Here is a 26,703-nt window from a genome sequence, read left to right on the forward strand (position 1 = left end):
TGCGAAGACTATGAACGACACCGAAGGGACAACCATGGAAGCCAGGGCCCAGGCGCGGTACATCCGCGTCACGCCCATGAAGGCCCGCCGCGTGGTGGACCTTATCCGTGGCATGGATGCCACGGATGCTCAGGCAGTCCTGCGTTTCGCCGCGCAGGCCGCGAGCGTGCCGGTCGGCAAGGTGCTTGACAGCGCCATCGCCAACGCCGCACACAACTACGACCACACGGACGCCAAGTCGCTGGTCATCAGCGAGGCGTACGTGGACGAGGGCCCGACCCTGAAGCGCTTCCGTCCGCGTGCGCAGGGCCGTGCCTACCGGATCCGCAAGCGGACCAGCCACATCACCGTGGTCGTCAGCAGCAAGGAAGGAACCCGGTAATGGGCCAGAAGGTAAACCCGCACGGGTTCCGCCTCGGCATCACCACGGACTTCAAGTCGCGGTGGTACGCCGACAAGCTGTACAAGGACTACGTCAAGGAAGACGTCGCCATCCGCAGGATGATGACGTCCGGCATGGAGCGCGCCGGCATCTCGAAGGTTGAGATCGAGCGCACCCGTGACCGTGTGCGTGTGGACATCCACACCGCGCGTCCGGGCATCGTCATCGGCCGCCGTGGCGCCGAGGCCGACCGCATCCGCGGCGACCTCGAGAAGCTCACGGGCAAGCAGGTGCAGCTGAACATCCTTGAGGTCAAGAACCCCGAGATGGACGCGCAGCTGGTTGCTCAGGCCGTTGCCGAGCAGCTCTCCTCCCGTGTCTCCTTCCGTCGCGCCATGCGTAAGAGCATGCAGGGCACGATGAAGGCCGGCGCCAAGGGCATCAAGATCCAGTGCGGCGGTCGCCTCGGCGGCGCCGAGATGTCCCGGTCGGAGTTCTACCGCGAGGGTCGTGTGCCCCTGCACACGCTCCGCGCGAATGTGGACTACGGCTTCTTCGAGGCCAAGACGACCTTCGGTCGTATTGGCGTCAAGGTCTGGATCTACAAGGGCGACGTCAAGAACATCGCCGAGGTCCGCGCCGAGAACGCCGCGGCCCGTGCGGGTAACCGCCCGGCCCGTGGTGGCACCGGCGGGGGTCCCGCCGGTGGCGGCGACCGTCCGGCCGGTGGCCGTGGCGGAGCCCGTGGTGGCGAGCGTGGCGGCCGCGGCCGCAAGCCGCAGCAGTCCGCGCCGGCAGCGGAGGCCCCCAAGGCCGACGCTCCCGCCGCAGCTGCTCCGGCTGAGAGCACTGGAACGGAGGCCTGACCGACATGCTGATCCCTCGTAGGGTCAAGCACCGCAAGCAGCACCACCCCAAGCGCAGCGGTATGGCAAAGGGTGGCACTGAGGTCGCATTCGGTGAGTACGGCATCCAGGCGCTGACGCCGGCATACGTGACGAACCGCCAGATCGAGGCTGCTCGTATCGCGATGACCCGCCACATCAAGCGTGGCGGAAAGGTCTGGATCAACATTTATCCGGACCGCCCCCTGACGAAGAAGCCTGCCGAGACCCGCATGGGTTCCGGTAAGGGTTCTCCCGAGTGGTGGATCGCGAACGTCAAGCCCGGTCGTGTGATGTTCGAGTTGTCCTACCCGAACGAGAAGATTGCTCGTGAGGCGCTCACCCGCGCTGCTCACAAGCTTCCGATGAAGTGCCGGATTGTGCGGCGCGAGGCAGGTGAGTCGTGATGGTGGCCGGTACGAAGGCGACTGAGCTGCGCGAGCTGAACGACGAGGACCTCGTCGCGAAGCTTCGTGAGGCCAAAGAAGAACTGTTCAACCTCCGCTTCCAGGCGGCGACCGGGCAGCTCGAAAATCACGGCCGGCTCAAGTCCGTCCGTAAGGACATCGCCCGGATCTACACCCTGATGCGTGAGCGCGAGCTGGGCATCGAGACGGTGGAGAGCGCCTGATGAGCGAGAAGACTGTGACTGAGACGAACGCGAACGAGCAGCGCGGCTTCCGCAAGACCCGTGAGGGCCTTGTGGTCAGCGACAAGATGGACAAGACCGTCGTCGTCGCTGTCGAGGACCGTGTCAAGCACGCTTTGTACGGCAAGGTCATCCGCCGTACGAACAAGCTCAAGGCACACGACGAGGCCAACGCCGCGGGTACCGGCGACCGTGTTCTCCTGATGGAGACCCGGCCGCTGTCCGCGACGAAGCGCTGGCGCGTCGTCGAGATCCTCGAGAAGGCCAAGTAGTAATTCCTGAGCCTTCCGGCTCAGGTCAGTTCCGCCAGGCTCGGTGAGGGGCGCTCCGCGAGGAGCCCCCTTGCCGGGAACCGGCAGACGATCAGGAGATAGACGTGATCCAGCAGGAGTCGCGACTTCGTATCGCCGACAACACGGGTGCGAAGGAAATTCTCACCATCCGTGTTCTCGGTGGCTCGGGTCGCCGCTACGCGGGTATCGGCGACGTCATTGTCGCCACCGTCAAGGACGCGATCCCCGGTGGCAATGTGAAGAAGGGTGACGTCGTCAAGGCGGTCATCGTTCGCACTGTCAAGGAGCGTCGCCGTCCCGACGGCTCGTACATCCGCTTCGACGAGAACGCCGCCGTCATTCTGAAGAACGACGGCGACCCTCGCGGCACCCGTATCTTCGGCCCGGTTGGCCGTGAGCTGCGCGAGAAGAAGTTCATGAAGATCATCTCTCTCGCGCCGGAGGTGCTGTAAGCATGAAGATCAAGAAGGGCGACCTGGTTCAGGTCATCACCGGTAAGGACAAGGGCAAGCAGGGCAAGGTCATTCTGGCCATCCCCCGCGAGAACCGTGTCCTGGTCGAGGGTGTCAACCGGGTCAAGAAGCACACGAAGGCCGGCCAGACCGCTCGCGGTTCGCAGACCGGCGGCATTGTGACGACCGAGGCGCCCGTCCACGTCAGCAACGTGCAGTTGGTTGTTGAGAAGGACGGCAAGAAGGTCGTTACTCGCGTCGGCTTCAGGTTTGACGACGAGGGCAACAAGATCCGCGTTGCCAAGCGGACCGGTGAGGACATCTGATGACTACCACCACCGCACCGCGCCTCAAGCTGCGCTACCGCGAGGAAATCGCGGGCAAGCTGCGTGAAGAGTTCTCCTACGAGAACGTCATGCAGATCCCCGGCCTCGTCAAGATCGTGGTCAACATGGGTGTGGGCGACGCCGCCCGCGACTCCAAGTTGATCGATGGCGCCATTCGCGACCTCACCACGATCACCGGCCAGAAGCCTGCTGTCACCAAGGCCCGGAAGTCCATCGCGCAGTTCAAGCTGCGCGAGGGTCAGCCGATCGGCTGCCACGTCACCCTCCGCGGTGACCGCATGTGGGAGTTCCTGGACCGTACGCTGTCGCTCGCGCTTCCGCGTATCCGTGACTTCCGTGGTCTGTCGCCGAAGCAGTTCGACGGCCGTGGCAACTACACCTTCGGTCTCACGGAGCAGGTCATGTTCCACGAGATCGACCAGGACAAGATCGACCGGGTCCGGGGCATGGACATCACCGTGGTCACCACGGCGACCAATGACGACGAGGGTCGTGCCCTCCTTCGTCACCTCGGCTTCCCGTTCAAGGAGAACTGACCGTGGCGAAGAAGGCTCTGATCGCTAAGGCGGCCCGCAAGCCCAAGTTCGCTGTGCGCGCGTACACGCGTTGCCAGCGTTGCGGCCGGCCGCACTCCGTCTACCGCAAGTTCGGCCTGTGCCGCGTGTGCCTTCGTGAGATGGCCCACCGTGGCGAGCTGCCGGGCGTGACCAAGAGCTCCTGGTAGTCAGTACTGCCCTTTGGGCGTACTGAATACCTCGTGCTCTCGGTAAGTATCTGGTCGGTGGGAGCCCTCCCCCGCATGCCGTAGGCTTGTGGGGTTGGGCGCCTGCCGCCCTGACCGACTTACTACGCCGTAGGTCCCCGCACCGCACCCGTCCTGCCTCTGAGTAGGGAGAGGGATGGCGCATACAGGAAACCCCGGCGAGAGAGGCCGAAGGCCACTACATGACCATGACTGATCCAATCGCAGACATGCTCACGCGTCTGCGTAACGCGAACTCGGCGTACCACGACACCGTGGGTATGCCGCACAGCAAGATCAAGTCGCACATCGCGGAGATCCTCCAGCAGGAGGGCTTCATCACCGGCTGGAAGGTCGAGGACGCCGAGGTTGGCAAGAACCTCGTCCTCGAGCTGAAGTTTGGCCCGAACCGCGAGCGTTCGATTGCCGGCATCAAGCGCATCTCGAAGCCGGGTCTGCGTGTATATGCGAAGTCCACCAGCCTGCCGAAGGTTCTGGGCGGCCTGGGAGTGGCGATCATCTCCACTTCCCACGGTCTCCTGACCGGCCAGCAGGCAGGCAAGAAGGGCGTAGGTGGGGAAGTCCTCGCCTACGTCTGGTAGTCGGGAACGGAGGAAAAGCTAATGTCGCGAATCGGCAAGCTCCCCATCCAGGTTCCCGCCGGTGTGGACGTCACCATCGATGGCCGTACGGTCGCGGTGAAGGGCCCGAAGGGTTCCCTCTCGCACACCGTCGCCGCGCCGATCGAGGTCTCCAAGGGCGAGGACGGCGTTCTGAACGTCGTTCGTCCGAACGACGAGCGTCAGAACAGGGCCCTCCACGGCCTGTCCCGCACGCTGGTGGCGAACATGATCACCGGCGTGACCGCGGGATACAGCAAGGCGCTCGAGATCAGCGGTGTGGGTTACCGCGTCCAGGCGAAGGGCTCCAACCTGGAGTTCGCGCTCGGATACAGCCACCCCATCGTTATCGAGGCTCCCGAAGGCATCACCTTCAAGGTCGAGTCGCCCACGAAGCTCAGCGTCGAGGGCATCGACAAGCAGAAGGTCGGCGAGGTCGCCGCCAACATCCGCAAGCTGCGGAAGCCCGACCCGTACAAGGCCAAGGGCGTCAAGTACGCCGGTGAAGTTATCCGCCGCAAGGTCGGAAAGGCGGGTAAGTAAGCCATGGCATACGGTGTAAAAATTGCCAAGGGCGACGCGTACAAGCGCGCCGCCATCAAGCGCCGCCACATCCGCGTCCGCAAGCACGTCTCCGGTACGCCGGTACGTCCTCGCCTGGTCGTGACACGCTCCAACCGCAACATCGTGGCCCAGGTCATCGACGACATCGCGGGCCACACGCTCGCGTCGGCGTCGACCCTGGACTCTTCGATCCGCGGCGGCGAGGCGGACAAGAGCGCCAAGGCTCAGCAGGTCGGCGCGCTTGTCGCCGAGCGTGCGAAGGCTGCCGGCGTCGAGACCGTCGTGTTCGACCGTGGTGGCAACAGGTACGCAGGGCGCATTGCCGCTCTGGCTGACGCCGCCCGCGAAGCCGGGCTGAAGTTCTAAGCCCCGATTCCGGGACTAACGGACGTAACAGAGAGAGGTAAATCCAATGGCTGGACCCCAGCGCCGCGGAAGCGGTGCCGGTGGCGGCGAGCGGCGGGACCGGAAGGGTCGCGACGGTGGCCCTGCCGAGAAGACCGCTTATGTTGAGCGCGTAGTCGCGATCAACCGTGTTGCCAAGGTTGTCAAGGGTGGTCGCCGCTTCAGCTTCACCGCGCTGGTCGTGGTGGGCGACGGTGACGGCACCGTAGGTGTCGGATACGGCAAGGCCAAGGAAGTTCCCGCGGCCATCGCCAAGGGCGTTGAAGAGGCGAAGAAGACCTTCTTCAAGGTTCCGCGTATCCAGGGCACCATCCCCCACCCGATCCAGGGTGAGAAGGCTGCGGGCGTCGTACTGCTCAAGCCGGCGTCCCCCGGTACCGGCGTTATCGCCGGTGGCCCGGTGCGTGCCGTGCTCGAGTGCGCCGGCGTTCACGACATCCTGTCGAAGTCGCTCGGCTCGTCGAACCCGATCAACATCGTGCACGCGACCGTGGCGGCCCTCCAGGGTCTGCAGCGTCCCGAGGAGATCGCGGCTCGCCGTGGTCTGCCCCTTGAGGACGTCGCCCCCGCGGCTCTGCTTCGTGCACGTGCTCTGGGAGCGGGTTCGTAATGGCCCGCCTCAAGATCACGCAGACGAAGTCGTTCATCGGTAGCAAGCAGAACCACCGCGACACCCTGCGTTCGCTCGGGCTCAAGCGCCTGAACGACACGGTTGTCAAGGAGGACCGTCCCGAGTTCCGCGGCATGGCTAACACCGTCCGCCACCTCGTTACGGTTGAGGAGGTCGACTGACATGGCGGAGAACAACCCGCTGAAGGTCCACAACCTCCGGCCTGCCCCGGGCGCCAAGACCGCCAAGACCCGTGTGGGTCGTGGCGAGGCGTCCAAGGGTAAGACCGCGGGTCGTGGCACCAAGGGCCAGAAGGCCCGTACGCAGGTTCCGGAGCGCTTCGAGGGCGGGCAGATGCCCCTCCACATGCGTCTCCCGAAGCTCAAGGGCTTCAAGAACCCGTTCCGCACCGAGTACCAGGTCGTGAACCTGGAGAAGCTCGGCGCTCTCTACCCCGAGGGTGGAGAGGTCACGGTGGCCGACCTGGTCGCCAAGGGCGCGGTGCGCAAGAACCAGCTCGTCAAGGTGCTCGGCGCCGGCGAGATCACCGTGGCGCTGCAGGTGACGGTTGACGCCGTCTCCGCTTCCGCCAAGGAGAAGGTCGCCGCTGCCGGCGGCACGGTCACCGAGCTCATCTAGTCGGCGACCAACCAGCACGGCATTGAAGCCTGGCCGGCTGCCCATCCGCTCTGCGGTGGGCAGCCGGCCAGGCTTTTTTCATGCCCTGCGCGAACCGGCGCGCGACCCCCCTGGGTGGCCGACGGGCGCCGCCCGTACGGGACTTCCCACTCGCGCATTTCCGCCCCCGGGTATTGCCGGCATATCCCGCCGCACACTATGGACGGTTTTCCCGGCGGTTATCCGGTCGTTTCCGAGGCGGCCGAACGAAATGCCGCAGCGGGTAATGCGGCGGTAAATTCACCGGGAGATGCGCGACGGTTACGCCCTGCACAGGATCGGTGGCGCGCGAATCTCACGCCGGACTTGCCGCCGATGTCCGGACATCACGGTCGCGTGAGGGGTCAACTCCGGGCGGTTCGGGGGCGGCGGCCGAGTTTTCCCGCCGGGTGGAAATGCGGGGGAGTGGCGAAAGCGGGGCCGCCGTCAACAGAATGATGACGCGATGCCCCGACCGTGCCAGGTGGCCCCCGGTGGCCCCGGAGTTCACCGGTGGCGGGGGTGGCGGCGGCGCTGTCGTCGCCCGTGGGTCGGTGAGGGCGGCGCCCGAACTGCCCGTCCCGGCCCCGTGATGGGGTCGTGCGTCGGCTGACTCACGGCTGCGGGCTGGAGTTCCGGCCCGGCGTTGTTAGAGTTCCCAGGATCAGTTGTGGCTATGCTGGCCCCTCTGTGTGTGTGTCCGCTGCGGTGCGTGGCAGGACGCTGCGCAACGGCCCAGAGCCGTGGCCCTGTATTCGACGAGCCCTTCCACATAAGAAGTGGGAGGGGCAGGAGGCACCGTGCTCACCGCGTTCGCCCGGGCGTTCAAGACCCCCGACCTGCGTAAGAAGCTGCTCTTCACGCTCGGCATCATCGTGCTGTATCGGCTCGGCGCCCATATCCCGGTCCCCGGGGTCAGTTACAAGAGCGTGCAGCTCTGCCTTGACCAGGCCCAGTCGGGCAACAACCTCCTCGGCCTGGCGAATCTGTTCAGCGGTGGTGCACTGCTGCAGATCACGATCTTCGCGCTCGGCATCATGCCGTACATCACGGCGAGCATCATTCTTCAGCTGCTGACGGTAGTGATTCCCCGGCTGGAAGCCCTCAAGAAGGAGGGGCAGTCCGGCACGGCGAAGATCACTCAGTACACGCGTTACCTGACTGTGGCGCTCGCCATCCTTCAGGGCACCGGCCTGGTGGCAACCGCTCGTACCGGCGCGCTGTTCAGCGGCTGCCCGGCCGCTTCCAATATCGTGCCCGACAAATCGATCTTCACCACCCTCGTGATGGTGGTCACCATGACCACCGGAACTGCCGTGGTGATGTGGCTCGGTGAGCTCGTCACCGACCGCGGTGTGGGCAACGGCATGTCGATCCTGATGTTCATCTCGATCGCATCCGGCTTCCCCGGCGCCCTGTGGGCCATCAAGAAGAAGGGCGATCTGGCCGACGGCTGGATCGAGTTCGGCGTGGTCATGCTCGTCGGCTTCGCGATGGTGGGCCTCGTGGTCTTTGTGGAACAGGCGCAACGCAGGATTCCGGTGCAGTACGCGAAGCGGATGATCGGCCGGAAGTCCTACGGCGGTACGTCCACCTATATCCCGTTGAAGGTCAACCAGGCCGGTGTGATCCCGGTCATCTTTGCCTCGTCGCTGCTCTACATCCCGATGCTCATCGTTCAGTTCGGCGGTGGCAGTGGTAAGTCCGGGTGGGCGAACTGGGTTCAGCTGCACTTCGTGGACGGCAAGCCGCTCTACATCGCGGTGTACTTCTTCCTGATCGTGTTCTTCGCCTTCTTCTATGTGGCGATCTCGTTCAACCCCGAGGAAGTTGCCGACAACATGAAGAAGTATGGTGGCTTCGTCCCGGGTATCCGGGCCGGTCGACCTACTGCTGAGTACCTCAGCTACGTGCTCAACCGGATCACTTGGCCGGGCTCGCTGTATCTGGGCCTGATTGCTCTTGTGCCGACGATGGCGTTGGCAGGCTTCGGTGCGAACCAGGACTTCCCGTTCGGCGGGACAAGCATCCTCATCATCGTGGGTGTGGGCCTGGAGACCGTGAAGCAGATCGAGAGCCAGCTCCAGCAGCGCAATTACGAAGGGTTCCTCCGCTGATGCGAATCGTCCTCGTCGGGCCGCCCGGTGCCGGCAAGGGAACGCAGGCTGCGTTCCTTGCCAAGAACCTGGCGATCCCGCACATCTCCACGGGCGACCTCTTCCGCGCCAACATCAGCCGGGGCACCGCCCTCGGCAAGCAGGCGAAGGCGTTCATGGACGCCGGCAACCTGGTGCCGGACGAGGTCACCATCGGGATGGCCAAGGACCGCATGGCCCAGCCGGACGCCGTGAACGGGTTCCTGCTCGACGGCTTCCCGAGGAACGTCTCGCAGGCTGTGGCGCTCGACAAGGCGCTGAAGACGGACGGCCAGAAGCTGGACGCCGTGCTGGACCTTGAGGTCCCCGAGGACGAGGTCGTGAAGCGGATCGCGGGTCGCCGCATCTGCCGCAACGATTCGGCGCACGTCTTCCACGTGACGTACACCCCGCCCAAGAAGGAAGGCGTCTGCGACGTCTGCGGCGGTGAGCTGTACCAGCGCGGGGACGACAGCGAGGAGACGGTCCGCCGTCGCCTGGAGGTCTACCACAGCGAGACCGAGCCGATCATCGACCACTACAAGGCGCAGAACCTGGTGGTCACCATCTCCTCGATGGGCAAGGTCGACGAAGTGACGCGGCGTGCGATGGACGCACTGAATAGGTAGTCCGGCGCACACTGATCAAGCGATAAGCAGTACGACGGTTACGGCCGCGGTGTCCGAGAGGCGCCGCGGCCGTACTGTTGAGCAGGCAGATACAGCGAACGTGGAAGGCACAGTGATGGTGGAGATCAAGACCCCCGAGCAGATCGCGAAGATGCGCGAGGCGGGGCTGGTCGTCGCCGCGGTCCATGCGGCCACCCGCGAGGCAGCGGTGCCCGGCGCCACCACCCGGGACCTGGACGAGGTCGCCCGCAAGGTGCTCGCGGAGCACGACGCCAAGTCGAACTTCCTCGGGTACGGCGGTTTCCCCGCGACCATCTGCACCTCGGTCAACGAGGTCGTCGTCCATGGCATCCCGGACGAGAAGACGGTCCTGAAGGACGGCGACATCATCTCGATCGACGCCGGCGCGATCATCGACGGCTGGCACGGCGACGCGGCGTACACCGCGTTCGTGGGGACCGGGCACGCGCCCGAGCTGGTGGAGCTCTCCCGGGTGACCGAGGAGTCCATGTGGGCCGGTCTGGCCGCGATGAAGCTGGGCAACCGGCTCGTGGACATCTCCCGGGCGATCGAGTCGTACATCCGCCGCCAGCCGCGTCCGGCGACGGGAAAGTACGGGATCATCGAGGACTACGGCGGCCACGGCATCGGCACCGAGATGCACATGGACCCGCACCTGCTGAACTACGTCGCCCGCAAGCGCGGGAAGGGCCCCAAGCTGGTCCCCGGCTTCTGCCTCGCCATCGAGCCGATGGTGAGCCTCGGCACGGCGCAGACGGACGTCCTGGAGGACAACTGGACGGTCGTCACCACGGACGGCACCTGGTCCTCGCACTGGGAGCACTCCGTGGCACTGACCGAAGAGGGCCCGCTGGTCCTGACCGCGGTCGACGGCGGCAAGGCGAAGCTGGCGGAGTACGGCGTGACGACGGCCCCGGACCCGCTGGCCTGAGAGCCGTCCGGGGGCGCGGCGGGGCGTGCGCGCCTGGTTGGGCCGGGTCAACCGCTTAATGATCTTGACTGTTGGGCAAACATCCCTGATTCGTCTTTTCCGGGGGCCTGACGTAGACTGACTCGTCGGCTCGCGTGTACCCGTATGTCCGCATGCGGAGCGAGAGTCGATCAAGGTAGCCGATTCGAAGGGCGAAGCGTGGCCAAGAAGCAAGGTGCCATCGAGATCGAGGGCACCGTGATCGAGTCCCTCCCGAACGCAATGTTCAAGGTGGAACTGCAGAACGGTCACAAAGTCCTCGCGCACATCAGCGGCAAGATGCGTATGCACTACATCCGCATCCTCCCGGATGACCGGGTCGTCGTGGAGCTTTCTCCGTACGACCTGACGCGTGGCCGGATCGTCTACCGGTACAAGTAGATCTTGCTGCCGTCTCGTGTTTCAGCGGGGCGATGGCACTGACCCGGAGAACCTGACATTTCATGAAGGTCAAGCCGAGCGTCAAGAAGATCTGCGACAAGTGCAAGGTGATCCGCCGTCACGGCCGGGTCATGGTTATCTGCGAAAACCTGCGCCACAAGCAGCGCCAGGGCTGACGCACGACCCCCTGCATCTCGCAGCTCTTCGCGCGACGCAAGCGAAGTAAATGTATATACGCAGAACCCAGTGCCCTCAGCGGGTGCTGACACCTCCGGCGGAGGCCGGGGACCTGGTCCGTACCACTCCCTACTGGGGAGCGTCCGGCGGCCACGGAACGGTTCTGCGGAAGACCTCCGAACCAACAGGAGCCATGCATGGCACGCCTCGAAGGCGTTGACCTCCCGCGCGAAAAGCGCATTGAGGTCGCCCTCACCTATGTCTTCGGCATCGGGCGCACGCGGTCTCAGGAGACCCTTGCCGCCACCGGTGTCGACCCCAACGTTCGCGTGCGTGACCTGCCTGAAGAGGACCTGGTCAAGCTCCGCGAGTACGTGGATGTCAACTTCAAGACCGAAGGTGACCTCCGCCGTGAGGTCCAGGCCGACATCCGCCGCAAGGTGGAAATCGGCTGCTACCAGGGTCTGCGTCACCGCCGCGGCCTGCCGGTGCACGGTCAGCGCACCAGCACGAACGCTCGTACCCGCAAGGGTCCGCGTCGTGCCATCGCCGGTAAGAAGAAGCCGGGCAAGAAGTAGTCCTCAGCCGGACGCTTAACCAGCGGTCTTCGCTGTAGGACCGATCACCTCCACGCCAGGAGAAAACATGCCTCCTAAGGGCCGTCAGGGCGCCACCAAGAAGGTGCGCCGCAAGGAAAAGAAGAACGTCGCTCACGGGCACGCCCACATCAAGAGCACGTTCAACAACACCATCGTTTCGATCACGGACCCCTCGGGCAACGTGATCTCCTGGGCCTCCGCCGGCCATGTCGGCTTCAAGGGCTCGCGCAAGTCCACTCCGTTCGCCGCACAGATGGCCGCCGAGTCCGCCGGCCGTCGCGCGCAGGAGCACGGCATGCGCAAGGTCGACGTCTTCGTCAAGGGTCCCGGCTCCGGCCGTGAGACCGCGATCCGCTCCCTCCAGGCCACTGGCCTTGAGGTCGGGTCCATCCAGGACGTCACGCCCACCCCGCACAACGGCTGCCGCCCTCCCAAGCGTCGCCGCGTCTGATCTGGTCGCAGTGCGGGCGGTGTGAAGACCGACCTTCTCGTTTCTCGCGTTGCACACGGGCGGTACGACCCTTTGGGCCGTGCCGCCCGTACCCTTGTAGTAACTGGCATCAAATAGCGGGTGCCAAGACACTGGAGGAATTTCCATGCTGATCGCTCAGCGCCCCTCGCTGACCGAAGAGGTCGTAGACGAGTACCGCTCCCGGTTCGTTATCGAGCCGCTGGAGCCGGGATTCGGTTACACCCTCGGCAACTCTCTGCGTCGTACGCTCCTCTCCTCGATCCCCGGCGCCGCTGTCACCAGCATCCGGGTCGACGGTGTCCTGCACGAGTTCACCACCGTGCCGGGCGTCAAGGAGGATGTGACCGACCTCATCCTGAACATCAAGCAGCTCGTCGTCTCCTCGGAGCACGACGAGCCGGTCGTGATGTACCTGCGCAAGCAGGGTCCCGGCCTGGTCACCGCTGCTGACATCGCCCCGCCGGCCGGCGTCGAGGTCCACAACCCGGACCTCGTTCTCGCGACGCTCAACGGCAAGGGCAAGCTGGAGATGGAGCTGACCGTCGAGCGCGGTCGCGGCTACGTCTCCGCCGTGCAGAACAAGCAGGTCGGCCAGGAGATCGGGCGCATCCCGATCGACTCGATCTACTCGCCGGTGCTCAAGGTCACGTACAAGGTCGAGGCGACCCGTGTCGAGCAGCGCACCGACTTCGACAAGCTGATCGTCGACGTCGAGACGAAGCAGGCCATGCGGCCGCGCGACGCCATGGCGTCCGCCGGTAAGACGCTGGTCGAGCTGTTCGGTCTGGCGCGCGAGCTCAACATCGACGCCGAGGGCATCGACATGGGCCCGTCGCCGACGGACGCGGCGCTCGCCGCCGATCTCGCCCTGCCGATCGAGGAGCTGGAGCTCACCGTTCGGTCGTACAACTGCCTCAAGCGCGAGGGCATCCACTCCGTGGGTGAGCTCGTGGCGCGGTCCGAGGCCGACCTGCTCGACATCCGCAACTTCGGTGCGAAGTCGATCGACGAGGTCAAGGCGAAGCTGGCCGGCATGGGCCTGGCCCTCAAGGACAGCCCGCCCGGATTCGACCCGACCGCCGCCGCCGACGCCTTCGGCGCCGACGACGACGCGGACGCCGGATTCGTCGAGACCGAGCAGTACTGATTTTCCACGCTTCCGACGCGCACTAGTTCGTCGGTAACTGACACCGGTACCTGATACGGCCGGTGCAGACATGAAGGAGAAACACCATGCCGAAGCCCGCAAAGGGCGCCCGTCTGGGCGGCAGCGCTGCGCACGAGCGTCACCTTCTCGCGAACCTCGCGAAGGCACTGTTCGAGCACGGTCGCATCACGACGACGGAGGCCAAGGCCCGCCGCCTGCGCCCCGTCGCCGAGCGTCTGATCACCAAGGCGAAGCGTGGAGACATCCACAACCGTCGCCAGGTTCTGCAGACCATCACGGACAAGAGCATCGTGCACACGCTCTTCACCGAGATCGGCCCGCGTTACGAGAACCGCCCCGGTGGTTACACGCGTATCACCAAGGTCGGTAACCGTCGTGGCGACAACGCGCCCATGGCTGTCATCGAGCTCGTCGAGGCCCTGACCGTGGCGCAGGCCGCCACCGGTGAGGCCGAGGCTGCGACCAAGCGCGCGGTGAAGGAAGACACCCTCAAGAAGGACGAGGCTGTCGAGGACACCAAGACCGAGGACGCCAAGGTCGAGGACGCCAAGCCGGCCGACGAGGCCGCCGAGGAGTCCAAGTAGTCCTTGGACACTCAGGTGTTCTGAAGACCACTGGGACGGGCCCGCACCACCCTTCGGGGCGGTGCGGGCCCGTTCTGTTTTGAGAGGATTCACTGGTGAGCGATGACGTGGAGCCCGGCTTCGTACGGGTGCGGCTGGATCTTTCGTACGACGGGAAGGACTTCTCGGGCTGGGCGAAGCAGCGGGAGCGGCGGACCGTGCAGGGCGAGCTGGAGTCCGCGCTGAGCACCGTCATGCGGCTGGCCGAGCCGGTCGCCCTGACCGTCGCCGGGCGCACGGACTCGGGCGTGCACGCGCGCGGCCAGGTCGCGCAGTTCGATGTGGCGGCCGACGTGTGGGAGGAGCACCGCGAGAAGCTGCCCAGGCGGCTCGCGGGGCGGCTTCCGCACGATGTACGGGTGTGGAGGGTGACCGAGGCGCCCGCGGGCTTCAACGCGCGCTTCTCGGCGATCTGGCGGCGTTACGCGTACCGGGTGACGGACCACGTGGGCGGCGTCGATCCGCTGCTGCGCGGTCATGTGCTGTGGCACGACTGGCCGTTGGATGTGGACGCGATGAACGCCGCCGCCGAGCGGCTGCTCGGGGAGCACGACTTCGCGGCGTACTGCAAGAAGCGCGAGGGCGCGACGACCATCCGCACGCTCCAGAAGCTGAGTTGGGAGCGCGGCGCGGACGGGATCATCACGGCGACCGTGCGGGCCGACGCCTTCTGCCACAACATGGTGCGTTCGCTGGTCGGCGCGATGCTGTTCGTCGGCGACGGGCACCGGCCGGTGGAGTGGCCGGGGAAGGTGCTGGCGGCGGGCGTACGGGACTCGGCCGTCCATGTCGTACGTCCGCACGGCCTCACCCTGGAGGAAGTCGGTTACCCCGCCGACGAGTTGCTGGCCGCGCGCAGTCGCGAGGCCCGCAACATGCGGTCACTGCCCGGCGGGAGCGGTGGCTGCTGCTGACGCCTGGGCGGTTCCGCGCCGGTGGATCTGGCGGAAGGTGAACTCGGCGACGTCGTCGCCGGTCGTGAAGACGTCCTTGTCCGCCTTGGTGACGTTCTTGCCGTTGGTGAAGCCGCCCACGGTGAAGTAGGCGTAGCGGCCGTACGCGTTGGTGGTCTTGCGGCAGACCGAGCCGCCCCGGCAGAAGGTGGGGACGCCGGAGCCGGGGAGGGACGCGAGGCCGCCGTTCGCCTGCTGCTTGGCCTTCTGGGCCTGCGCCTCGGTGTCGAAGACCGCCACGCCGACGGTGACGGCGACGCCGTCCCTGCTGTAGGTCGCGCGGATGACCTGGTCGCAGCCGTTGCCCGCGAGTACCGGGCCGAGCGCGCCCTGGGTGGCGGCGGCGCAGCTCGTGGTGCGGTTCGTGGCGCCCTGGGCGTAGACGCGGTTGTTCGCCATCGTCAGCTTCTCGCCGGGGAAGAGGGTGTCGGCGCCGAGCGGTGCCTTGTCCTTCTTCGCGCTGGAGATGAAGTCCTTGGGGTTCGGCGGGGGCGGCGGCGCCTGCGAGGAGAAGGACGGGCCGGGCTCGGCGCTCTCCGTGGGCAGGGTCTCGGGGCTCGGCAGGCTGCTCGCCGAGTTGCTGTTGTCGGTGGAGCCGTTGCCCGCCGAGACCACGGCTGTCGCGACGATCGCGCCGACGACCGCCGTCGCGAGGACGCCGCCGCCGATGTACATCCACCTCCTGCGCCGGGCGCGCGCGGCCGACGCGTCGGCCAGTGCCGCCCAGTCCGGGGTGTCGTCCGTGGTCCGCGACGTGTACGCGTCGGGTCGCTCCGCCGCGTACGGATCGGGTCGCTGCCCCCCGGGGCCTCCCCAGGACGGTCCCCCTTGCCCAAAACTCACTGACCTTCACCCCGCCGTGTCGTGCCGCTCCGTGCCGTGCCCGCGTCCCCCGGGACGGCACAGCGATCGTGCGCATCCTAATCCGGTTGGGCGATGGGCCGGTCGACGGTCAGAATGCGGAGCATGGGACATCTTGAGGCTGCGCATCTGGAGTACTACCTCCCCGACGGGCGGGTGCTGCTCGCCGACGCCTCGTTCCGGGTGGGGGAGGGTGCGGTGGTCGCCCTGGTGGGCGCGAACGGCGCCGGCAAGACCACGCTGCTGCGGATGATCGCGGGGGAGCTCCAGCCGCACGGCGGCTCGGTGTCGGTGAGCGGTGGGCTCGGCGTGATGTCGCAGTTCGTCGGGTCGGTGCGCGACGAGCGGACCGTGCGGGACCTGCTGGTCTCGGTCGCGCAGCCGCGGATCAGGGCCGCCGCCGCCGCGGTCGACGCGGCCGAGCACGCGATGATGACGCGGGACGACGAGGCCACGCAGATGAGTTACGCGCAGGCGCTCAGCGACTGGGCCGAGGCGCAGGGCTACGAGGCCGAGACGGTCTGGGACATGTGCACGATGGCCGGGCTCGGGGTGCCGTACGAGCAGGCCCAGTGGCGCGAGGTGCGGACGCTGTCCGGCGGTGAGCAGAAGCGGCTGGTCCTTGAGGCGCTGCTGCGCGGCCCCGACGAGGTGCTGCTGCTCGACGAGCCGGACAACTATCTGGACGTGCCGGGCAAGCGGTGGCTGGAGGGGCAGCTGAAGGAGACCCGTAAGACGGTCCTCTTCGTCTCCCACGACCGGGAGCTGCTGGCCCGGGCGGCGGAGAAGATCGTGAGCCTGGAGCCGGGGCCGGCCGGTACCGACGTGTGGGTGCACGGCGCCGGCTTCGGTACGTACCACCAGGCGCGCAAGGAGCGCTTCGCGCGGTTCGAGGAGCTCAAGCGGCGCTGGGAGGAGGAGCACGCCCGGCTGAAGGCGCTGGTGCTGCGGCTGCGGAACCAGGCGGCGATCAGCCCCGACATGGCCTCGCGCTACAAGGCGATGCAGACCCGCTTCAAGCGGTTCGAGGACGCGGGGCCGCCGCCCGAGCCGCCGCGCGAGCAGGAGATCAGGATGCGGCTGCGCGGGGGCCGTACCGGGGTGCGGGCGGTGACCTGCGAGGGGCTTGAGCTCGTCGGTCTGATGAAGCCGTTCGACCTGGAGGTCTACTACGGGGAGCGCGTCGCCGTACTGGGGTCGAACGGCTCGGGGAAGTCGCACTTCCTGCGGCTCCTCGCCGGCGAGGACGTGAAGCACAAGGGGGTGTGGAAGCTGGGCGCGCGGGTCCTGCCGGGGCACTTCGCGCAGACGCACGCGCATCCGGAGCTGCTGGGGCGCACGCTCGTCGACATCCTGTGGACGGAGCACGCGAAGGACCGGGGCGGTGCGATGTCGGTGCTGCGCCGCTACGAGCTGGAGCGCCAGGGCGACCAGCCCTTCGAGAAGCTCTCGGGCGGCCAGCAGGCGCGCTTCCAGATCCTGCTGCTGGAGCTGGAGGGCACCACCGCGCTGCTGCTCGACGAGCCGACGGACAACCTGGACCTGGAGTCGGCGGAGGCCCTCCAGGAGGGGCTTGAGGCGTACGACGGGACGGTGCTGGCCGTCACCCACGACCGGTGGTTCGCGAAGGCCTTCGACCGGTACCTGGTGTTCGGGTCGGACGGTGTCGTGCGGGAGACCACGGAGCCGGTGTGGGACGAGCGACGGGTGGACCGGGCGCGGTAGCGGAGGCCCGCGGGGCGCCGCGCGCCCGCCGCCCGGTGGGGCGCGAGAGGCGCCCGGGGAGCCGCACGGGGCTGCGTTTTGACCCGTACGGGTGGCGCAGGTAAGCTTCCAGTTCGTTATGCGTATTGGCTTGGTCGTTCTCACGCGAGGGGCCCTTACGCCGGCCGACCGGATCGATGACCAGCGGCATGCAGACGGGTTGCGTCCCCGAATGCGGCCAAGGCTGTCGTGATCGTCCGGGCGACCTGTCAGGACCCGTCCCCATGCTCCTCACCGAGCCGGGGATCCTCACTCTGAAGAAGCGAAGGCTACGACCGTGCGTACGTACAGCCCCAAGCCCGGCGATGTCACGCGCCAGTGGCACATCATCGACGCGCAGGACATCGTCCTGGGCCGTCTGGCGACGACCGCCGCCATCCTCCTGCGGGGCAAGCACAAGGCGATCTACGCCCCGCACATGGACATGGGCGACTTCGTCGTCATCATCAACGCCGAGAAGATCCACCTCTCCGGCAACAAGAAGACCCAGAAGATGGCTTACCGCCACTCCGGTTACCCGGGCGGTCTGCGTTCTGTCCGCTATGACGAGCTCATGGCGAAGAACCCCGAGAAGGCCGTAGAGAAGGCCATCAAGGGCATGATCCCCAAGAACACCCTGGGTCGCCAGGTGCTCTCGAAGCTGAAGATCTACGCGGGCGACCAGCACCCGCACGCTGCTCAGCAGCCGGTTCCGTACGAGATCACCCAGGTCGCGCAGTAGTTCCGGCCACACCCCCTAAGACGTAAAGAATTCTGAGGAGCATCGTGGCCGAGTCCACTGTTGAGACCCCCGCCGAGGGCACCGAGCCCGAGGCCGAAGAGACCTTCGCCGAGGTCACCACCTTCGAGTCCGAGGTGCCGGTCGACGGCGAGTACACCAGCGAGTCGATGGCGGGCCGCTTCGGCGACCCGCAGCCGGCCGCCGGTCTGGGCCGTCGTAAGAACGCCATCGCCCGCGTCCGGATCGTCCCGGGCACCGGCAAGTGGAAGATCAACGGTCGCACCCTTGAGGGTTACTTCCCGAACAAGGTGCACCAGCAGGCAGTCAACGAGCCCTTCAAGGTGCTCGAGCTCGACAACCGCTACGACGTTGTCGCCCGTATCTCGGGTGGCGGCGTTTCCGGCCAGGCCGGCGCCCTGCGCCTCGGCGTGGCCCGCTCGCTGAACGAGGCGGACGTGGACAACAACCGCGCCCCGCTGAAGAAGGCCGGCTTCCTCTGCCGTGACGACCGTGCGGTCGAGCGCAAGAAGGCCGGTCTCAAGAAGGCCCGTAAGGCCCCGCAGTACAGCAAGCGCTAGTCCGTCTGCTCGACCTGCTCGGCTGATCAAGACGTTTCGCCCCGGCGGCACATTTCGTGCTGCCGGGGCGTTCGTTTATCGGCATGCCCGGCGTACAACGGTTTCGGGCACCCAAGAGACTTTTTTTCGGAGCTTTTCGGAGGACACCAGTGGGACGACTCTTCGGCACGGACGGTGTGCGCGGCGTCGCCAACGCGGACCTGACAGCCGAGCTCGCGCTCGGTCTGTCGGTCGCTGCGGCGCATGTACTCGCCGAGGGGGGCACGTTCGAGGGCCATCGGCCGACAGCAGTGGTCGGGCGTGACCCCCGTGCGTCCGGGGAGTTCCTGGAGGCCGCCGTCGTGGCGGGCCTCGCGAGCGCGGGCGTGGACGTCCTGCGCGTCGGCGTGCTGCCCACACCCGGGGTCGCGTACCTCACCGGTGTGCTCGGCGCGGACCTCGGCGTGATGCTCTCGGCCAGCCACAACGCGATGCCGGACAACGGTGTCAAGTTCTTCGCGCGCGGCGGTCACAAGCTCGCCGACGAGCTGGAGATCCGCATCGAGTCGCTGTACGAGGAGCACACCACCGGCGCTCCCTGGGCGCGGCCGACCGGGTCCGGCGTCGGCCGGGTGGCGGACTACGCGTCCGGCTTCGACCAGTACATCGCGCACCTGATCGGCGTCCTGCCCAACCGGCTCGATGGCCTGAAGGTCGTCCTCGACGAGGCGCACGGCGCGGCTTCCCGTGTCTCTCCCGAGGCCTTCGCCCGGGCCGGCGCGGAGATCATCACCATCGGTGCCGACCCGAACGGCCTCAACATCAACGACGGTTGCGGCTCCACGCACCTGGGGCTGCTGCAGGCCGCCGTCGTCGAGCACGGCGCCGACCTCGGCATCGCGCACGACGGCGACGCCGACCGCTGCCTCGCGGTGGACGCGGCGGGCAACGAGATCGACGGCGACCAGATCCTGGCCGTCCTGGCGCTCTCCATGCGCGAGGCCGGACAGCTGCGCAAGGACACCGTCGTCGGCACCGTCATGTCGAACCTCGGCTTCAAGATCGCGATGGAGCGCGAGGGCATCGCCCTCGTGCAGACCGCGGTCGGCGACCGGTACGTACTGGAGTCGATGAAGGCCGAGGGATACGCGCTGGGCGGCGAGCAGTCCGGGCACGTGATCGTCCTGGACCACGCGACGACCGGTGACGGCACGCTGACCGGCCTGATGCTGGCCGCGCGGGTCGCCGCGACGGGTCGTACGCTCGCTGATCTCGCCGGGGTCATGACGCGGCTGCCGCAGATCCTCATCAACGTCCCCGACGTCGACAAGTCGCGTGTGAACACCTCCGCCGAGCTGGCGGCCGCGGTCGCCGACGCGGAGCGGGAGCTGGGCGCCACGGGCCGGGTCCTGCTGCGGTCGTCGGGCACCGAGCCGCTGGTGCGGGTCATGGTCGAGGCGGCCGACATCGAGCAGGCGAAGGCGGTGGCCGGAAGGCTCGCCGATGTCGTGAAGTCGGCGCTGGGCTAGATCGTCTTTCGCGCGGTGCGCTCGCGCTGCTTGGTCCAGAAGTACTTCTGGACGAGCAGCGTGAGCGTGCCCGCGACGACGATGCCCAGCAGGTTCAGCAGCAGCTGCTTGGACGAACCCCAGGTCTGGCCCAGGTCCCCGTAGCTGAGGGCGATCGCCGCGTTGGCGGCGGCGGGCACCGTCGTCACCGAGATGGCGACGCCGACCAGGGCGCCGGACTTGGCCGAGGTCAGCGACAGCATCCCGGCCGCGCCTGCCAGTACCGCGACCACGAACGAGAACCAGTCCGGGGCGTACACGAAGCCGGTGTTGGGCCGCTTGCCCTCCAGCTTCGCCTCCGTGAACAGGCCGACCGCGTCCATGAAGAAGCTGAACGCGACCGTCAGCGCCATCGCCGCCGCGAAGCCCGCGATCAGCGCGATCGCCGAACGCAGGGCCAGCCGCGGGGCGCGCCGCACGATCGCCGTGCAGAGACCGGCGAGCGGGCCGAACTCCGGGCCGACGGCCATCGCGCCCACCACCAGGATCGCGTTGTCGAGCACCACACCGCAGGCGGCGATCATCGTCGCCAGCGCCAGGAACGCCAGGTAGGTGGCGCTGAGTGTGGACTCCTCGTGCGTGGCGTCCGCGAGCTGCTCCCACAGCACCGCGTCCGCGCCCTCGCCCGGCGCGTCCTCCTCGGCCCGGTCGGCGCGGGCGGACAGCGACAGGTCGATGTTCTCGACGGCGATCGAGCCGCACTCGGCGATGCCGATCCCGCGCAGGGCGCCGATGAGCTCGTCCCCGGCCTCGCGGGCGACGTCGCACATCACCAGGTCGCCCCGGGGGTCGCGGGACGCGCCGGGGACGACGGCGAGGTGGGTCGCGCCGACGGTCGACTCGACGAGGCCGACGACCTCCTCGGTGCGGTCGGCCGGGATCATCAGACGCAGGTGCAGCACGTGCGGGCTCCCGGTTCGGGGCGATCGTGGGCTTGGGGACTCGTCAGAGTTTGCGCAGGGACAGCCGCTGGACCTTGTGGTCGGGGCCCTTGCGCAGCACCAGAGTGGCACGGCCGCGGGTGGGGGCCACGTTCTGCACGAGGTTCGGCTTGTTGATGGTGCGCCAGGTCGTGCGGGCGTACTCCATCGCCTCGTCCTCGGAGACCTGGGTGTATTTCCTGAAGTACGAGAACGGGTTCTGGAAGGCCGTCGCGCGCAGCTTGCGGAAGCGGTTGAGGTACCACTGCTCGATGTCCTCGGGGCGCGCGTCGACGTACACGCTGAAGTCGAAGTAGTCCGCCAGGCCGACCCGGGTGCGGCCGTCCTTGCCGGGGAGGGCGGGCTGCAGGACGTTCAGGCCCTCGACGATCAGGATGTCGGGGCGGCGGACGGTGAGGCGCTCGCCCGGCACGATGTCGTACTTCAGGTGCGAGTAGACGGGCGCGGTGACCTCGTCCTTGCCCGCCTTGATGTCGGCGACGAAGCGGGTGAGGGCGCGTCGGTCGTACGACTCGGGGAAGCCCTTGCGTGCCATCAGGCCGCGCCGCTCCAGCTCCTCCATCGGGAGGAGGAAACCGTCGGTGGTGACCAGCTCGACGCGCGGGTGCTCGGGCCAGCGGGCGAGCAGCGCCTGGAGGAGCCGGGCCACGGTGGACTTGCCGACGGCGACGCTTCCGGCGACCCCTATGACGAAGGGGGTGCCGCGCTGCGAGCCGTGCCCGTTGCCCGCGTCGCCGAGGAAGGTGTTGAGGGCGCCGCGCAGGCCCGAGGTGGCCTGCACATAGAGGTTGAGCAGGCGGGACAGCGGGAGGTAGACGTCCCGCACCTCGTCCAGGTCGATGACGTCGCCGAGCCCGCGCAACCGCTCCAGCTCCTGTGCGGTCAGCGGCAGCGGGGTCTTCTCGCGCAGGGCGCTCCACTCCGCCCGGCTGAGGTCCAGATAGGGGGAGGCGTCCGCCCGGCGGGGGGTGTTGCGTGGCGCCGAAGTGATCACAGGAACATTGTCGGGGGTACGGGGCCGGAGTGGGTGGTGTGCTCGGTCACGTGGGCGAAGGCCGTCCGTGGAGGGTGCGGGCGAAGGTTGTAGCGGAACGGGTCTCGATTGGATGCCTCTGGGATGTCGTGGGCGTCACGATCTCGCGGGCGCCGAATATTCGTTGATCATCGGGCGGGTCCAGGCCTTAGATTCAGGGCTCGCAACAGTTTCCGCGTGTCACCGGTCGAGTGAACTTCGCGCGGGGGGAACGTTGTTCACCGATCCGGACTGACCCAGAGGGAAAAATTTCGATGCGTCGCACCATGGCCCGCCGTACCGCCGTTGCCGTCTCCGCGCTCTCGCTGACCCTGCTGGTCGGCGGCTGCGGGGCGGACAAGGCCGAGGACGGCGCCGCCGCCGGGGACAAGGGCAAGGACAGCGGTTCCGCCGCGAAGGCCCTCTCGGCGGCCGAGCTGGACAAGATCGTCCTGGCCGCGAAGGACCTGAAGGCCGAGCACAGGGTCACCAAGGCCAGCAAGGTTGACCTCGTCGCGGGCAAGCGGGCGAGCACGGACAAGGCCGAGTGCAAGCCGTTCGTCGACGTCCTGGCGTTCCGGCCGATGGGCACCCCCGGCGCGACCGCGCAGCGCAAGCTCGTGCCGGTGCCCGCCAAGCCGGCCAAGGACGCCTCGCCCGAGGAGAAGATGAAGGCGGCCATGGATGTCTTCAAGGGGGCGATCACCAGCGACACGGTCGGCTCGTACGACGGCAAGGGCGCCGAAGAGGCCTTCGCGGCGCTGCGCGCCGCGGGCGAGGCGTGCGCAGGCGGCTTCGTCCTGTCCGACGGCTCCGACCTCGCCAACAAGGACAACACCAAGTTCACCAAGGTCGCCCCGGGCCCCGCCTACACCGGTGGGGACGAGGCGCTGACCTTCAACCTGTCGTTCGACATGGAGGGTGAGACCGGCACGGAGACCGGCAACCACCAGGTGGTCGCGGTGCGCAAGGGCAACGCCCTCGCGGCCTTCGGCGTGCTGGGGCTCACCGGCAAGGCGGAGTTCCCCAAGGCGATCATCGACGCGCAGGTGGCGAAGCTCGGCTGAGACCACGCGCGTTGAACCCGACCCCGTCCCGGCACCTCCGCCGGGGCGGGGTCGCGTCTTGTCCGGGTCCCCGGCGGGGAGCGGGCCGCGTCGTAGGCTGCCGGGATGAATCCGGACAGTCCCATGACGGTTGAGTGAGCGCGTGATTATTGGGGTCGGCATCGATGTTGCCGAGATCGAACGGTTCCGCGCGTCCATGGAGCGCACGCCGCAGTTGGCGCAGCGGCTGTTCGTGGCGGCGGAGTTGACGCTGCCGAGCGGTGAGCGGCGCGGTATCGCCTCGCTCGCCGCCCGGTTCGCGGCGAAGGAGGCACTGGCCAAGGCGCTGGGCGCGCCGGCCGGGCTGCACTGGACGGACGCGGAGGTGTACGTCGAGGCCAGCGGGCAGCCCCGGCTGCGGGTGTGCGGGACGGTGGCGGCGCGGGCGGAGGCGCTCGGCGTGCGGTCGTGGCATGTGTCGCTCAGCCATGACGCGGGAGTGGCTTCCGCGGTGGTGATCGCGGAAGGGTGAATCGGGCGGGGGAGTTCCTGGGCTTGGCTGGTGAGCTGTTGAAGGGTGAGTTCTGATGCGTCGTGCGTACAGCGTGGAGACCGTACGGAATGCCGAGCGCGAGCTCATGGCGCGGCTCCCGGAGGGCGCCCTGATGCAGCGGGCCGCCGCCGGGCTCGCCGCGGCCTGCGCGGGGCTGCTGGGCCGGGTGTACGGGGCCCGGGTCGTGCTGCTCGTCGGGAGCGGCGACAACGGCGGCGACGCGCTGTACGCGGGGGCGCGGCTCGCGCGGCGCGGGGCGGGGGTGGCGGCGGTGCTGCTGGCCCCCGACCGGGCGCACGCGGGCGGGCTCGCCGCGCTGCGGGCGGCCGGGGGACAGGTGCCGGGGGATCCGTACGCCGCCCTGACGCGCGCGAACCTCCTCGTCGACGGCATCACCGGGATCGGCGGGCGGGGCGGGCTGCGCGAGGACGCGGTGGCGCTGGTGCGGGCCGCGCAGAGCGCGCGGGACGCGGGAGCGGCGCTGGTCGCCGTCGACCTGCCGAGCGGGGTCGAGGCGGACACCGGGCAGGTGCGGGGCACGTGTGTGCGGGCCGACGCGACGGTCACCTTCGGTACGTACAAGCCGGGGCTGCTGATCGACCCGGCCCGGGAGTACGTGGGCGCCACCCGGCTGGTCGACCTCGGGCTCGATCTGCCGGTCGAGGCCGATGTGGAGGCGTTGCAGCACGCGGACGTGGCGGCGCTGCTGCCTTCGCCGGGTGCGGAGAGCGACAAGTACCGGCGCGGTGTCGTCGGGGTGGTGGCCGGGTCGGCCCGGTACCCCGGTGCGGCGGTGCTCGCGGTGGCCGGGGCGCTGCGGGGCGGGGCGGGGGCCGTGCGGTACGTGGGGCCGGGCGGGGACGCGGTGATCGCCCGATACCCCGAGGTCCTGGTGCACGCGGGGCCGCCGGGCAAGGCGGGGCGGGTCCAGGCATGGGTCGTGGGGCCGGGGCTCGGTGACGACGCGGAGGGCGTTGTCGGCGATGTGCTGGCGTCCGACGTGCCGGTCCTGGTGGACGCGGACGGGCTGCGCCTGCTGGACCCCGCGACGGTACGGGCCCGCAGCGCACCGACGCTGCTCACCCCGCACGCGGGGGAGGCGGCGGCGCTGCTCGGCGTGGCCCGCGAGGAGGTGGAGTCGGCGCGGCTGGTGTCGGTCCGGGAGCTGGCCGCGATGTACGGGGCGACGGTGCTGCTCAAGGGCTCGACGACGCTGGTCGCTCCGGCGGGCGGGGTGGAGGGTGCGCCGGTCCGGGTGAACCCGACGGGGACGCCGTGGCTGGCGACGGCGGGCAGTGGTGACGTCCTGTCGGGTCTCGCGGGTGCGTTGCTGGCGGCGGGCCTCGACGCGGTGGACGCGGGGTCGGTGGCGGCGTACCTGCACGGCCTGGCGGGCCGCCGGGCGGCGTCCGGGGCGCCGGTGGCCGCGCACGACGTGGCGGCGGCGTTGCCGGGGGTGTGGCGGGGGCTGGCCGGCTGAGGGGGGCGGGGTGGCGTGGGCGGGCTCCGGTACGGGCTGCCTGCGGCGCTGTCCCGCCCCTTCCCGAAACCGGGGCTCCGCCCCGGGCCCCGGTCCTCCAGCGCCGGACGGGCTGAGATGGCGGGGCGGGGCCCCGCCCCGGCCCCGCCCCGGCCCCGCCCCGGCCCCCGGGCCTCGAATGCCCGACGGGCTGAATTCGCGGGCGCGGTGCATGACTCGGCCTCCTGGTCGGCAGGGGTGTCGTAGGGCTCTGAGACACTTGGCGCGATGACCGCGATGACCCATACCCCGATGCGCGTCCGCGCCGAGATCGACCTGGCGGCCCTGCGCGCCAACGTTCGTGTTCTGCGTGCCCGTGCGCCCCACGCCCAGCTCATGGCCGTGGTGAAGTCGGACGCGTACGGGCACGGCGCGGTGCCCTGCGCGCGGGCGGCCCTCGACGCCGGGGCGACCTGGCTCGGGACCGCGACCCCGCAGGAGGCGCTGGCCCTGCGCGCCGCCGGGTTCGACGGGCCGTTGCTGTGCTGGCTGTGGACACCGGGCGGGCCCTGGGGCGCGGCCGTCGAAGCGGGCATCGACGTGGCCGTCAGCGGGATGTGGGCGCTCACCGAGGTGGTGGACGCCGCGCGCGCTCTCGGACGTACGGCGCGGGTGCAGCTCAAGGCCGACACCGGGCTCGGGCGCAACGGGTGCCAGCCCGCCGACTGGCCCGAGCTGGTGCGTCACGCCCTCGCCGCCGAGGCGGAAGGCACGGTGAGCGTCACCGGCCTCTGGTCGCACTTCGCCTGCGCCGACGAGCCGGGCCATCCCTCGATCGCCGCCCAACTGGCCCTGTTCCACGGGCTCGTGGCGTACGCCGAGAAGCAGGGTGTGGCCCCCGAGGTGCGGCACATCGCCAACTCCCCGGCCACGCTCACACTCCCCGAGGCGCACTTCGACCTGGTGCGCACCGGGATCGCCATGTACGGCGTTTCGCCGAGCCCCGAACTGGGGACTTCCGCCGAGCTCGGGCTGCGGCCGGTGATGACGCTCGCCGCGTCCGTGGCGCTGGTCAAGCAGGTTCCGGCGGGCCACGGCGTCAGTTACGGGCATCACTACGTCACGGACCGCCCGACGACACTGGCCCTGATCCCCGCCGGGTACGCCGACGGCATCCCGCGCCACGCGTCCGGCACCGCGCCCGTGCTGGTCGGCGGCAAGTGGCGGCGGATCGCGGGCCGGGTGGCGATGGATCAGTTCGTGGTCGACCTCGGTGAGGACGGCGACACGCTGGAGCCGGGCGCCGAGGCACTGCTCTTCGGCCCCGGCGACCGGGGCGAGCCGACGGCCGAGGACTGGGCGCGGGCGGCGGACACCATCGCGTACGAAATTGTCACGCGCATCGGATCGCGGGTCCCGCGCGTCCATATGAACGAGGAATGAGCGAGGACCCCGCCGACCGGTCGCCAGGACCGGCCGGTCGGTCCA

At 68.5% G+C, this 26,703-nt stretch carries 36 protein-coding genes; 33 read left to right on the forward strand and 3 right to left on the reverse strand.

Annotated features, from left to right (window positions below; genetic code table 11):
* The first annotated feature begins 34 nt into the window (after nucleotides 1-34).
* The 25 genes from rplV to truA all read left to right on the forward strand — a co-directional run bounded on the left by rplV (nucleotide 35) and on the right by truA (nucleotide 14,694).
* A complete protein-coding gene (rplV, locus tag ACLLJJ_RS23845; RefSeq protein ID WP_283521083.1) occupies nucleotides 35-382 on the forward strand; it encodes a 50S ribosomal protein L22 in 348 nt (115 codons plus the stop codon).
* Entirely contained in the window at nucleotides 382-1,248 is an 867-nt protein-coding gene (gene rpsC, locus ACLLJJ_RS23850; protein ID WP_283521056.1) for a 30S ribosomal protein S3, read from the forward strand. The genes rplV and rpsC overlap by 1 nt, the downstream gene beginning before the upstream one ends.
* A 5-nt stretch (nucleotides 1,249-1,253) precedes the next feature.
* Nucleotides 1,254-1,673 (forward strand): 50S ribosomal protein L16, encoded by a 420-nt coding sequence (gene rplP / locus ACLLJJ_RS23855; RefSeq protein WP_119286204.1) that lies wholly within the window; start codon nucleotides 1,254-1,256, stop codon nucleotides 1,671-1,673.
* A complete protein-coding gene (gene rpmC / locus ACLLJJ_RS23860; protein ID WP_138894199.1) occupies nucleotides 1,673-1,897 on the forward strand; it encodes a 50S ribosomal protein L29 in 225 nt (74 codons plus the stop codon). Before rplP ends, rpmC begins: the two co-directional genes overlap by 1 nt.
* A complete protein-coding gene (gene rpsQ, locus ACLLJJ_RS23865; protein WP_283521057.1) occupies nucleotides 1,897-2,187 on the forward strand; it encodes a 30S ribosomal protein S17 in 291 nt (96 codons plus the stop codon). Before rpmC ends, rpsQ begins: the two co-directional genes overlap by 1 nt.
* A gap of 104 nt (nucleotides 2,188-2,291) precedes the next feature.
* Nucleotides 2,292-2,660 carry a 50S ribosomal protein L14 gene (rplN, locus tag ACLLJJ_RS23870; RefSeq protein WP_073768975.1) on the forward strand — a complete coding sequence of 123 codons (369 nt, stop codon included), beginning with the start codon at nucleotides 2,292-2,294 and terminating at the stop codon, nucleotides 2,658-2,660.
* A gap of 2 nt (nucleotides 2,661-2,662) precedes the next feature.
* Nucleotides 2,663-2,986: a 50S ribosomal protein L24 gene (gene rplX / locus ACLLJJ_RS23875; RefSeq protein WP_434595083.1), complete on the forward strand. Its 324-nt coding sequence runs from the start codon at nucleotides 2,663-2,665 to the stop codon at nucleotides 2,984-2,986.
* Nucleotides 2,986-3,543, forward strand: coding sequence for a 50S ribosomal protein L5 (gene rplE / locus ACLLJJ_RS23880; protein ID WP_028812366.1), 558 nt, complete (start codon nucleotides 2,986-2,988; stop codon nucleotides 3,541-3,543). Before rplX ends, rplE begins: the two co-directional genes overlap by 1 nt.
* A gap of 2 nt (nucleotides 3,544-3,545) precedes the next feature.
* Complete coding sequence (locus ACLLJJ_RS23885; RefSeq protein ID WP_004571834.1) at nucleotides 3,546-3,731, forward strand: type Z 30S ribosomal protein S14; 186 nt, start codon at nucleotides 3,546-3,548, stop codon at nucleotides 3,729-3,731.
* A gap of 221 nt (nucleotides 3,732-3,952) precedes the next feature.
* Nucleotides 3,953-4,351: a 30S ribosomal protein S8 gene (rpsH, locus tag ACLLJJ_RS23890; RefSeq protein ID WP_383275903.1), complete on the forward strand. Its 399-nt coding sequence runs from the start codon at nucleotides 3,953-3,955 to the stop codon at nucleotides 4,349-4,351.
* Between the two features lie 21 nt (nucleotides 4,352-4,372).
* Nucleotides 4,373-4,912: a 50S ribosomal protein L6 gene (gene rplF, locus ACLLJJ_RS23895; protein WP_283521060.1), complete on the forward strand. Its 540-nt coding sequence runs from the start codon at nucleotides 4,373-4,375 to the stop codon at nucleotides 4,910-4,912.
* A 3-nt stretch (nucleotides 4,913-4,915) separates the two neighbouring features.
* Nucleotides 4,916-5,299 (forward strand): 50S ribosomal protein L18, encoded by a 384-nt coding sequence (gene rplR, locus ACLLJJ_RS23900; protein ID WP_434595087.1) that lies wholly within the window; start codon nucleotides 4,916-4,918, stop codon nucleotides 5,297-5,299.
* Nucleotides 5,300-5,345: 46 nt separating this feature from the next.
* Complete coding sequence (gene rpsE, locus ACLLJJ_RS23905) at nucleotides 5,346-5,948, forward strand: 30S ribosomal protein S5 (RefSeq protein WP_283521062.1); 603 nt, start codon at nucleotides 5,346-5,348, stop codon at nucleotides 5,946-5,948.
* The gene (gene rpmD / locus ACLLJJ_RS23910) at nucleotides 5,948-6,130 is read left to right on the forward strand and encodes a 50S ribosomal protein L30 (RefSeq protein ID WP_283521063.1); all 183 of its coding nucleotides are present in this window, start codon (nucleotides 5,948-5,950) and stop codon (nucleotides 6,128-6,130) included. The genes rpsE and rpmD overlap by 1 nt, the downstream gene beginning before the upstream one ends.
* 1 nt (nucleotide 6,131) lies before the next feature.
* The gene (gene rplO, locus ACLLJJ_RS23915; protein WP_283521064.1) at nucleotides 6,132-6,587 is read left to right on the forward strand and encodes a 50S ribosomal protein L15; all 456 of its coding nucleotides are present in this window, start codon (nucleotides 6,132-6,134) and stop codon (nucleotides 6,585-6,587) included.
* An 818-nt stretch (nucleotides 6,588-7,405) separates the two neighbouring features.
* Nucleotides 7,406-8,722, forward strand: a complete 1,317-nt coding sequence (gene secY, locus ACLLJJ_RS23920; RefSeq protein WP_434595091.1) for a preprotein translocase subunit SecY — start codon at nucleotides 7,406-7,408, stop codon at nucleotides 8,720-8,722.
* Entirely contained in the window at nucleotides 8,722-9,369 is a 648-nt protein-coding gene (locus tag ACLLJJ_RS23925; RefSeq protein WP_434595094.1) for an adenylate kinase, read from the forward strand. Before secY ends, ACLLJJ_RS23925 begins: the two co-directional genes overlap by 1 nt.
* Before the next feature lie 115 nt (nucleotides 9,370-9,484).
* Nucleotides 9,485-10,321 (forward strand): type I methionyl aminopeptidase, encoded by an 837-nt coding sequence (gene map, locus ACLLJJ_RS23930; RefSeq protein WP_434600501.1) that lies wholly within the window; start codon nucleotides 9,485-9,487, stop codon nucleotides 10,319-10,321.
* Between the two features lie 198 nt (nucleotides 10,322-10,519).
* Nucleotides 10,520-10,741 carry a translation initiation factor IF-1 gene (infA, locus tag ACLLJJ_RS23935; protein ID WP_003956442.1) on the forward strand — a complete coding sequence of 74 codons (222 nt, stop codon included), beginning with the start codon at nucleotides 10,520-10,522 and terminating at the stop codon, nucleotides 10,739-10,741.
* 62 nt (nucleotides 10,742-10,803) lie between these two features.
* Nucleotides 10,804-10,917, forward strand: coding sequence for a 50S ribosomal protein L36 (gene rpmJ / locus ACLLJJ_RS23940; protein ID WP_009740505.1), 114 nt, complete (start codon nucleotides 10,804-10,806; stop codon nucleotides 10,915-10,917).
* A gap of 198 nt (nucleotides 10,918-11,115) precedes the next feature.
* Complete coding sequence (gene rpsM, locus ACLLJJ_RS23945; RefSeq protein ID WP_283521068.1) at nucleotides 11,116-11,496, forward strand: 30S ribosomal protein S13; 381 nt, start codon at nucleotides 11,116-11,118, stop codon at nucleotides 11,494-11,496.
* A gap of 67 nt (nucleotides 11,497-11,563) precedes the next feature.
* The gene (gene rpsK, locus ACLLJJ_RS23950; RefSeq protein WP_347122375.1) at nucleotides 11,564-11,968 is read left to right on the forward strand and encodes a 30S ribosomal protein S11; all 405 of its coding nucleotides are present in this window, start codon (nucleotides 11,564-11,566) and stop codon (nucleotides 11,966-11,968) included.
* 145 nt (nucleotides 11,969-12,113) lie between these two features.
* Nucleotides 12,114-13,136, forward strand: a complete 1,023-nt coding sequence (locus ACLLJJ_RS23955) for a DNA-directed RNA polymerase subunit alpha (protein WP_283521070.1) — start codon at nucleotides 12,114-12,116, stop codon at nucleotides 13,134-13,136.
* Nucleotides 13,137-13,222: 86 nt separating this feature from the next.
* Nucleotides 13,223-13,741 (forward strand): 50S ribosomal protein L17, encoded by a 519-nt coding sequence (gene rplQ, locus ACLLJJ_RS23960; RefSeq protein ID WP_434595111.1) that lies wholly within the window; start codon nucleotides 13,223-13,225, stop codon nucleotides 13,739-13,741.
* 95 nt (nucleotides 13,742-13,836) lie between these two features.
* Nucleotides 13,837-14,694, forward strand: a complete 858-nt coding sequence (gene truA / locus ACLLJJ_RS23965; protein WP_434595114.1) for a tRNA pseudouridine(38-40) synthase TruA — start codon at nucleotides 13,837-13,839, stop codon at nucleotides 14,692-14,694.
* On the opposite strand, the gene ACLLJJ_RS23970 is transcribed toward truA, so the two are convergent.
* Complete coding sequence (locus tag ACLLJJ_RS23970; protein ID WP_434595117.1) at nucleotides 14,662-15,576, reverse strand: hypothetical protein; 915 nt, start codon at nucleotides 15,574-15,576, stop codon at nucleotides 14,662-14,664. The genes truA and ACLLJJ_RS23970 overlap by 33 nt on opposite strands.
* A gap of 123 nt (nucleotides 15,577-15,699) precedes the next feature.
* Here ACLLJJ_RS23970 and ACLLJJ_RS23975 point away from each other — a divergent pair, with 123 nt between their 5' ends.
* From ACLLJJ_RS23975 to glmM, 4 genes are all read left to right on the forward strand, one after another.
* Nucleotides 15,700-17,319 carry an ABC-F family ATP-binding cassette domain-containing protein gene (locus tag ACLLJJ_RS23975; RefSeq protein WP_434595119.1) on the forward strand — a complete coding sequence of 540 codons (1,620 nt, stop codon included), beginning with the start codon at nucleotides 15,700-15,702 and terminating at the stop codon, nucleotides 17,317-17,319.
* Nucleotides 17,320-17,635: 316 nt separating this feature from the next.
* Nucleotides 17,636-18,079 (forward strand): 50S ribosomal protein L13, encoded by a 444-nt coding sequence (gene rplM, locus ACLLJJ_RS23980; RefSeq protein ID WP_283521075.1) that lies wholly within the window; start codon nucleotides 17,636-17,638, stop codon nucleotides 18,077-18,079.
* A 44-nt stretch (nucleotides 18,080-18,123) separates the two neighbouring features.
* Entirely contained in the window at nucleotides 18,124-18,657 is a 534-nt protein-coding gene (gene rpsI / locus ACLLJJ_RS23985) for a 30S ribosomal protein S9 (protein WP_283521076.1), read from the forward strand.
* 149 nt (nucleotides 18,658-18,806) lie between these two features.
* Complete coding sequence (gene glmM, locus ACLLJJ_RS23990) at nucleotides 18,807-20,165, forward strand: phosphoglucosamine mutase (protein WP_434595124.1); 1,359 nt, start codon at nucleotides 18,807-18,809, stop codon at nucleotides 20,163-20,165.
* Here glmM and ACLLJJ_RS23995 read toward each other — a convergent pair.
* Together ACLLJJ_RS23995 and coaA are read right to left on the reverse strand one after the other, a co-directional pair.
* Nucleotides 20,162-21,106, reverse strand: coding sequence for a DUF389 domain-containing protein (locus tag ACLLJJ_RS23995; RefSeq protein WP_434595127.1), 945 nt, complete (start codon nucleotides 21,104-21,106; stop codon nucleotides 20,162-20,164). The genes glmM and ACLLJJ_RS23995 overlap by 4 nt on opposite strands.
* Before the next feature lie 43 nt (nucleotides 21,107-21,149).
* Entirely contained in the window at nucleotides 21,150-22,139 is a 990-nt protein-coding gene (coaA, locus tag ACLLJJ_RS24000; protein WP_434595130.1) for a type I pantothenate kinase, read from the reverse strand.
* A 293-nt stretch (nucleotides 22,140-22,432) separates the two neighbouring features.
* Between coaA and ACLLJJ_RS24005 the strand changes: the two genes are divergently transcribed.
* The 4 genes from ACLLJJ_RS24005 to alr all read left to right on the forward strand — a co-directional run bounded on the left by ACLLJJ_RS24005 (nucleotide 22,433) and on the right by alr (nucleotide 26,658).
* The gene (locus ACLLJJ_RS24005) at nucleotides 22,433-23,224 is read left to right on the forward strand and encodes a hypothetical protein (RefSeq protein ID WP_434595132.1); all 792 of its coding nucleotides are present in this window, start codon (nucleotides 22,433-22,435) and stop codon (nucleotides 23,222-23,224) included.
* 142 nt (nucleotides 23,225-23,366) lie between these two features.
* Entirely contained in the window at nucleotides 23,367-23,735 is a 369-nt protein-coding gene (locus ACLLJJ_RS24010) for a holo-ACP synthase (RefSeq protein ID WP_434595135.1), read from the forward strand.
* Between the two features lie 55 nt (nucleotides 23,736-23,790).
* On the forward strand, nucleotides 23,791-25,236 hold the full coding sequence (locus tag ACLLJJ_RS24015; protein ID WP_434595138.1) for an NAD(P)H-hydrate dehydratase: 1,446 nt from the start codon (nucleotides 23,791-23,793) through the stop codon (nucleotides 25,234-25,236).
* Nucleotides 25,237-25,503: 267 nt separating this feature from the next.
* Nucleotides 25,504-26,658, forward strand: coding sequence for an alanine racemase (gene alr / locus ACLLJJ_RS24020; protein ID WP_434595140.1), 1,155 nt, complete (start codon nucleotides 25,504-25,506; stop codon nucleotides 26,656-26,658).
* The last annotated feature ends 45 nt before the right edge of the window (nucleotides 26,659-26,703 follow it).

Origin of the sequence: Streptomyces sp. A5-4 (genome assembly GCF_051131715.1) — a bacterium.
GTDB lineage: Bacteria > Actinomycetota > Actinomycetes > Streptomycetales > Streptomycetaceae > Streptomyces.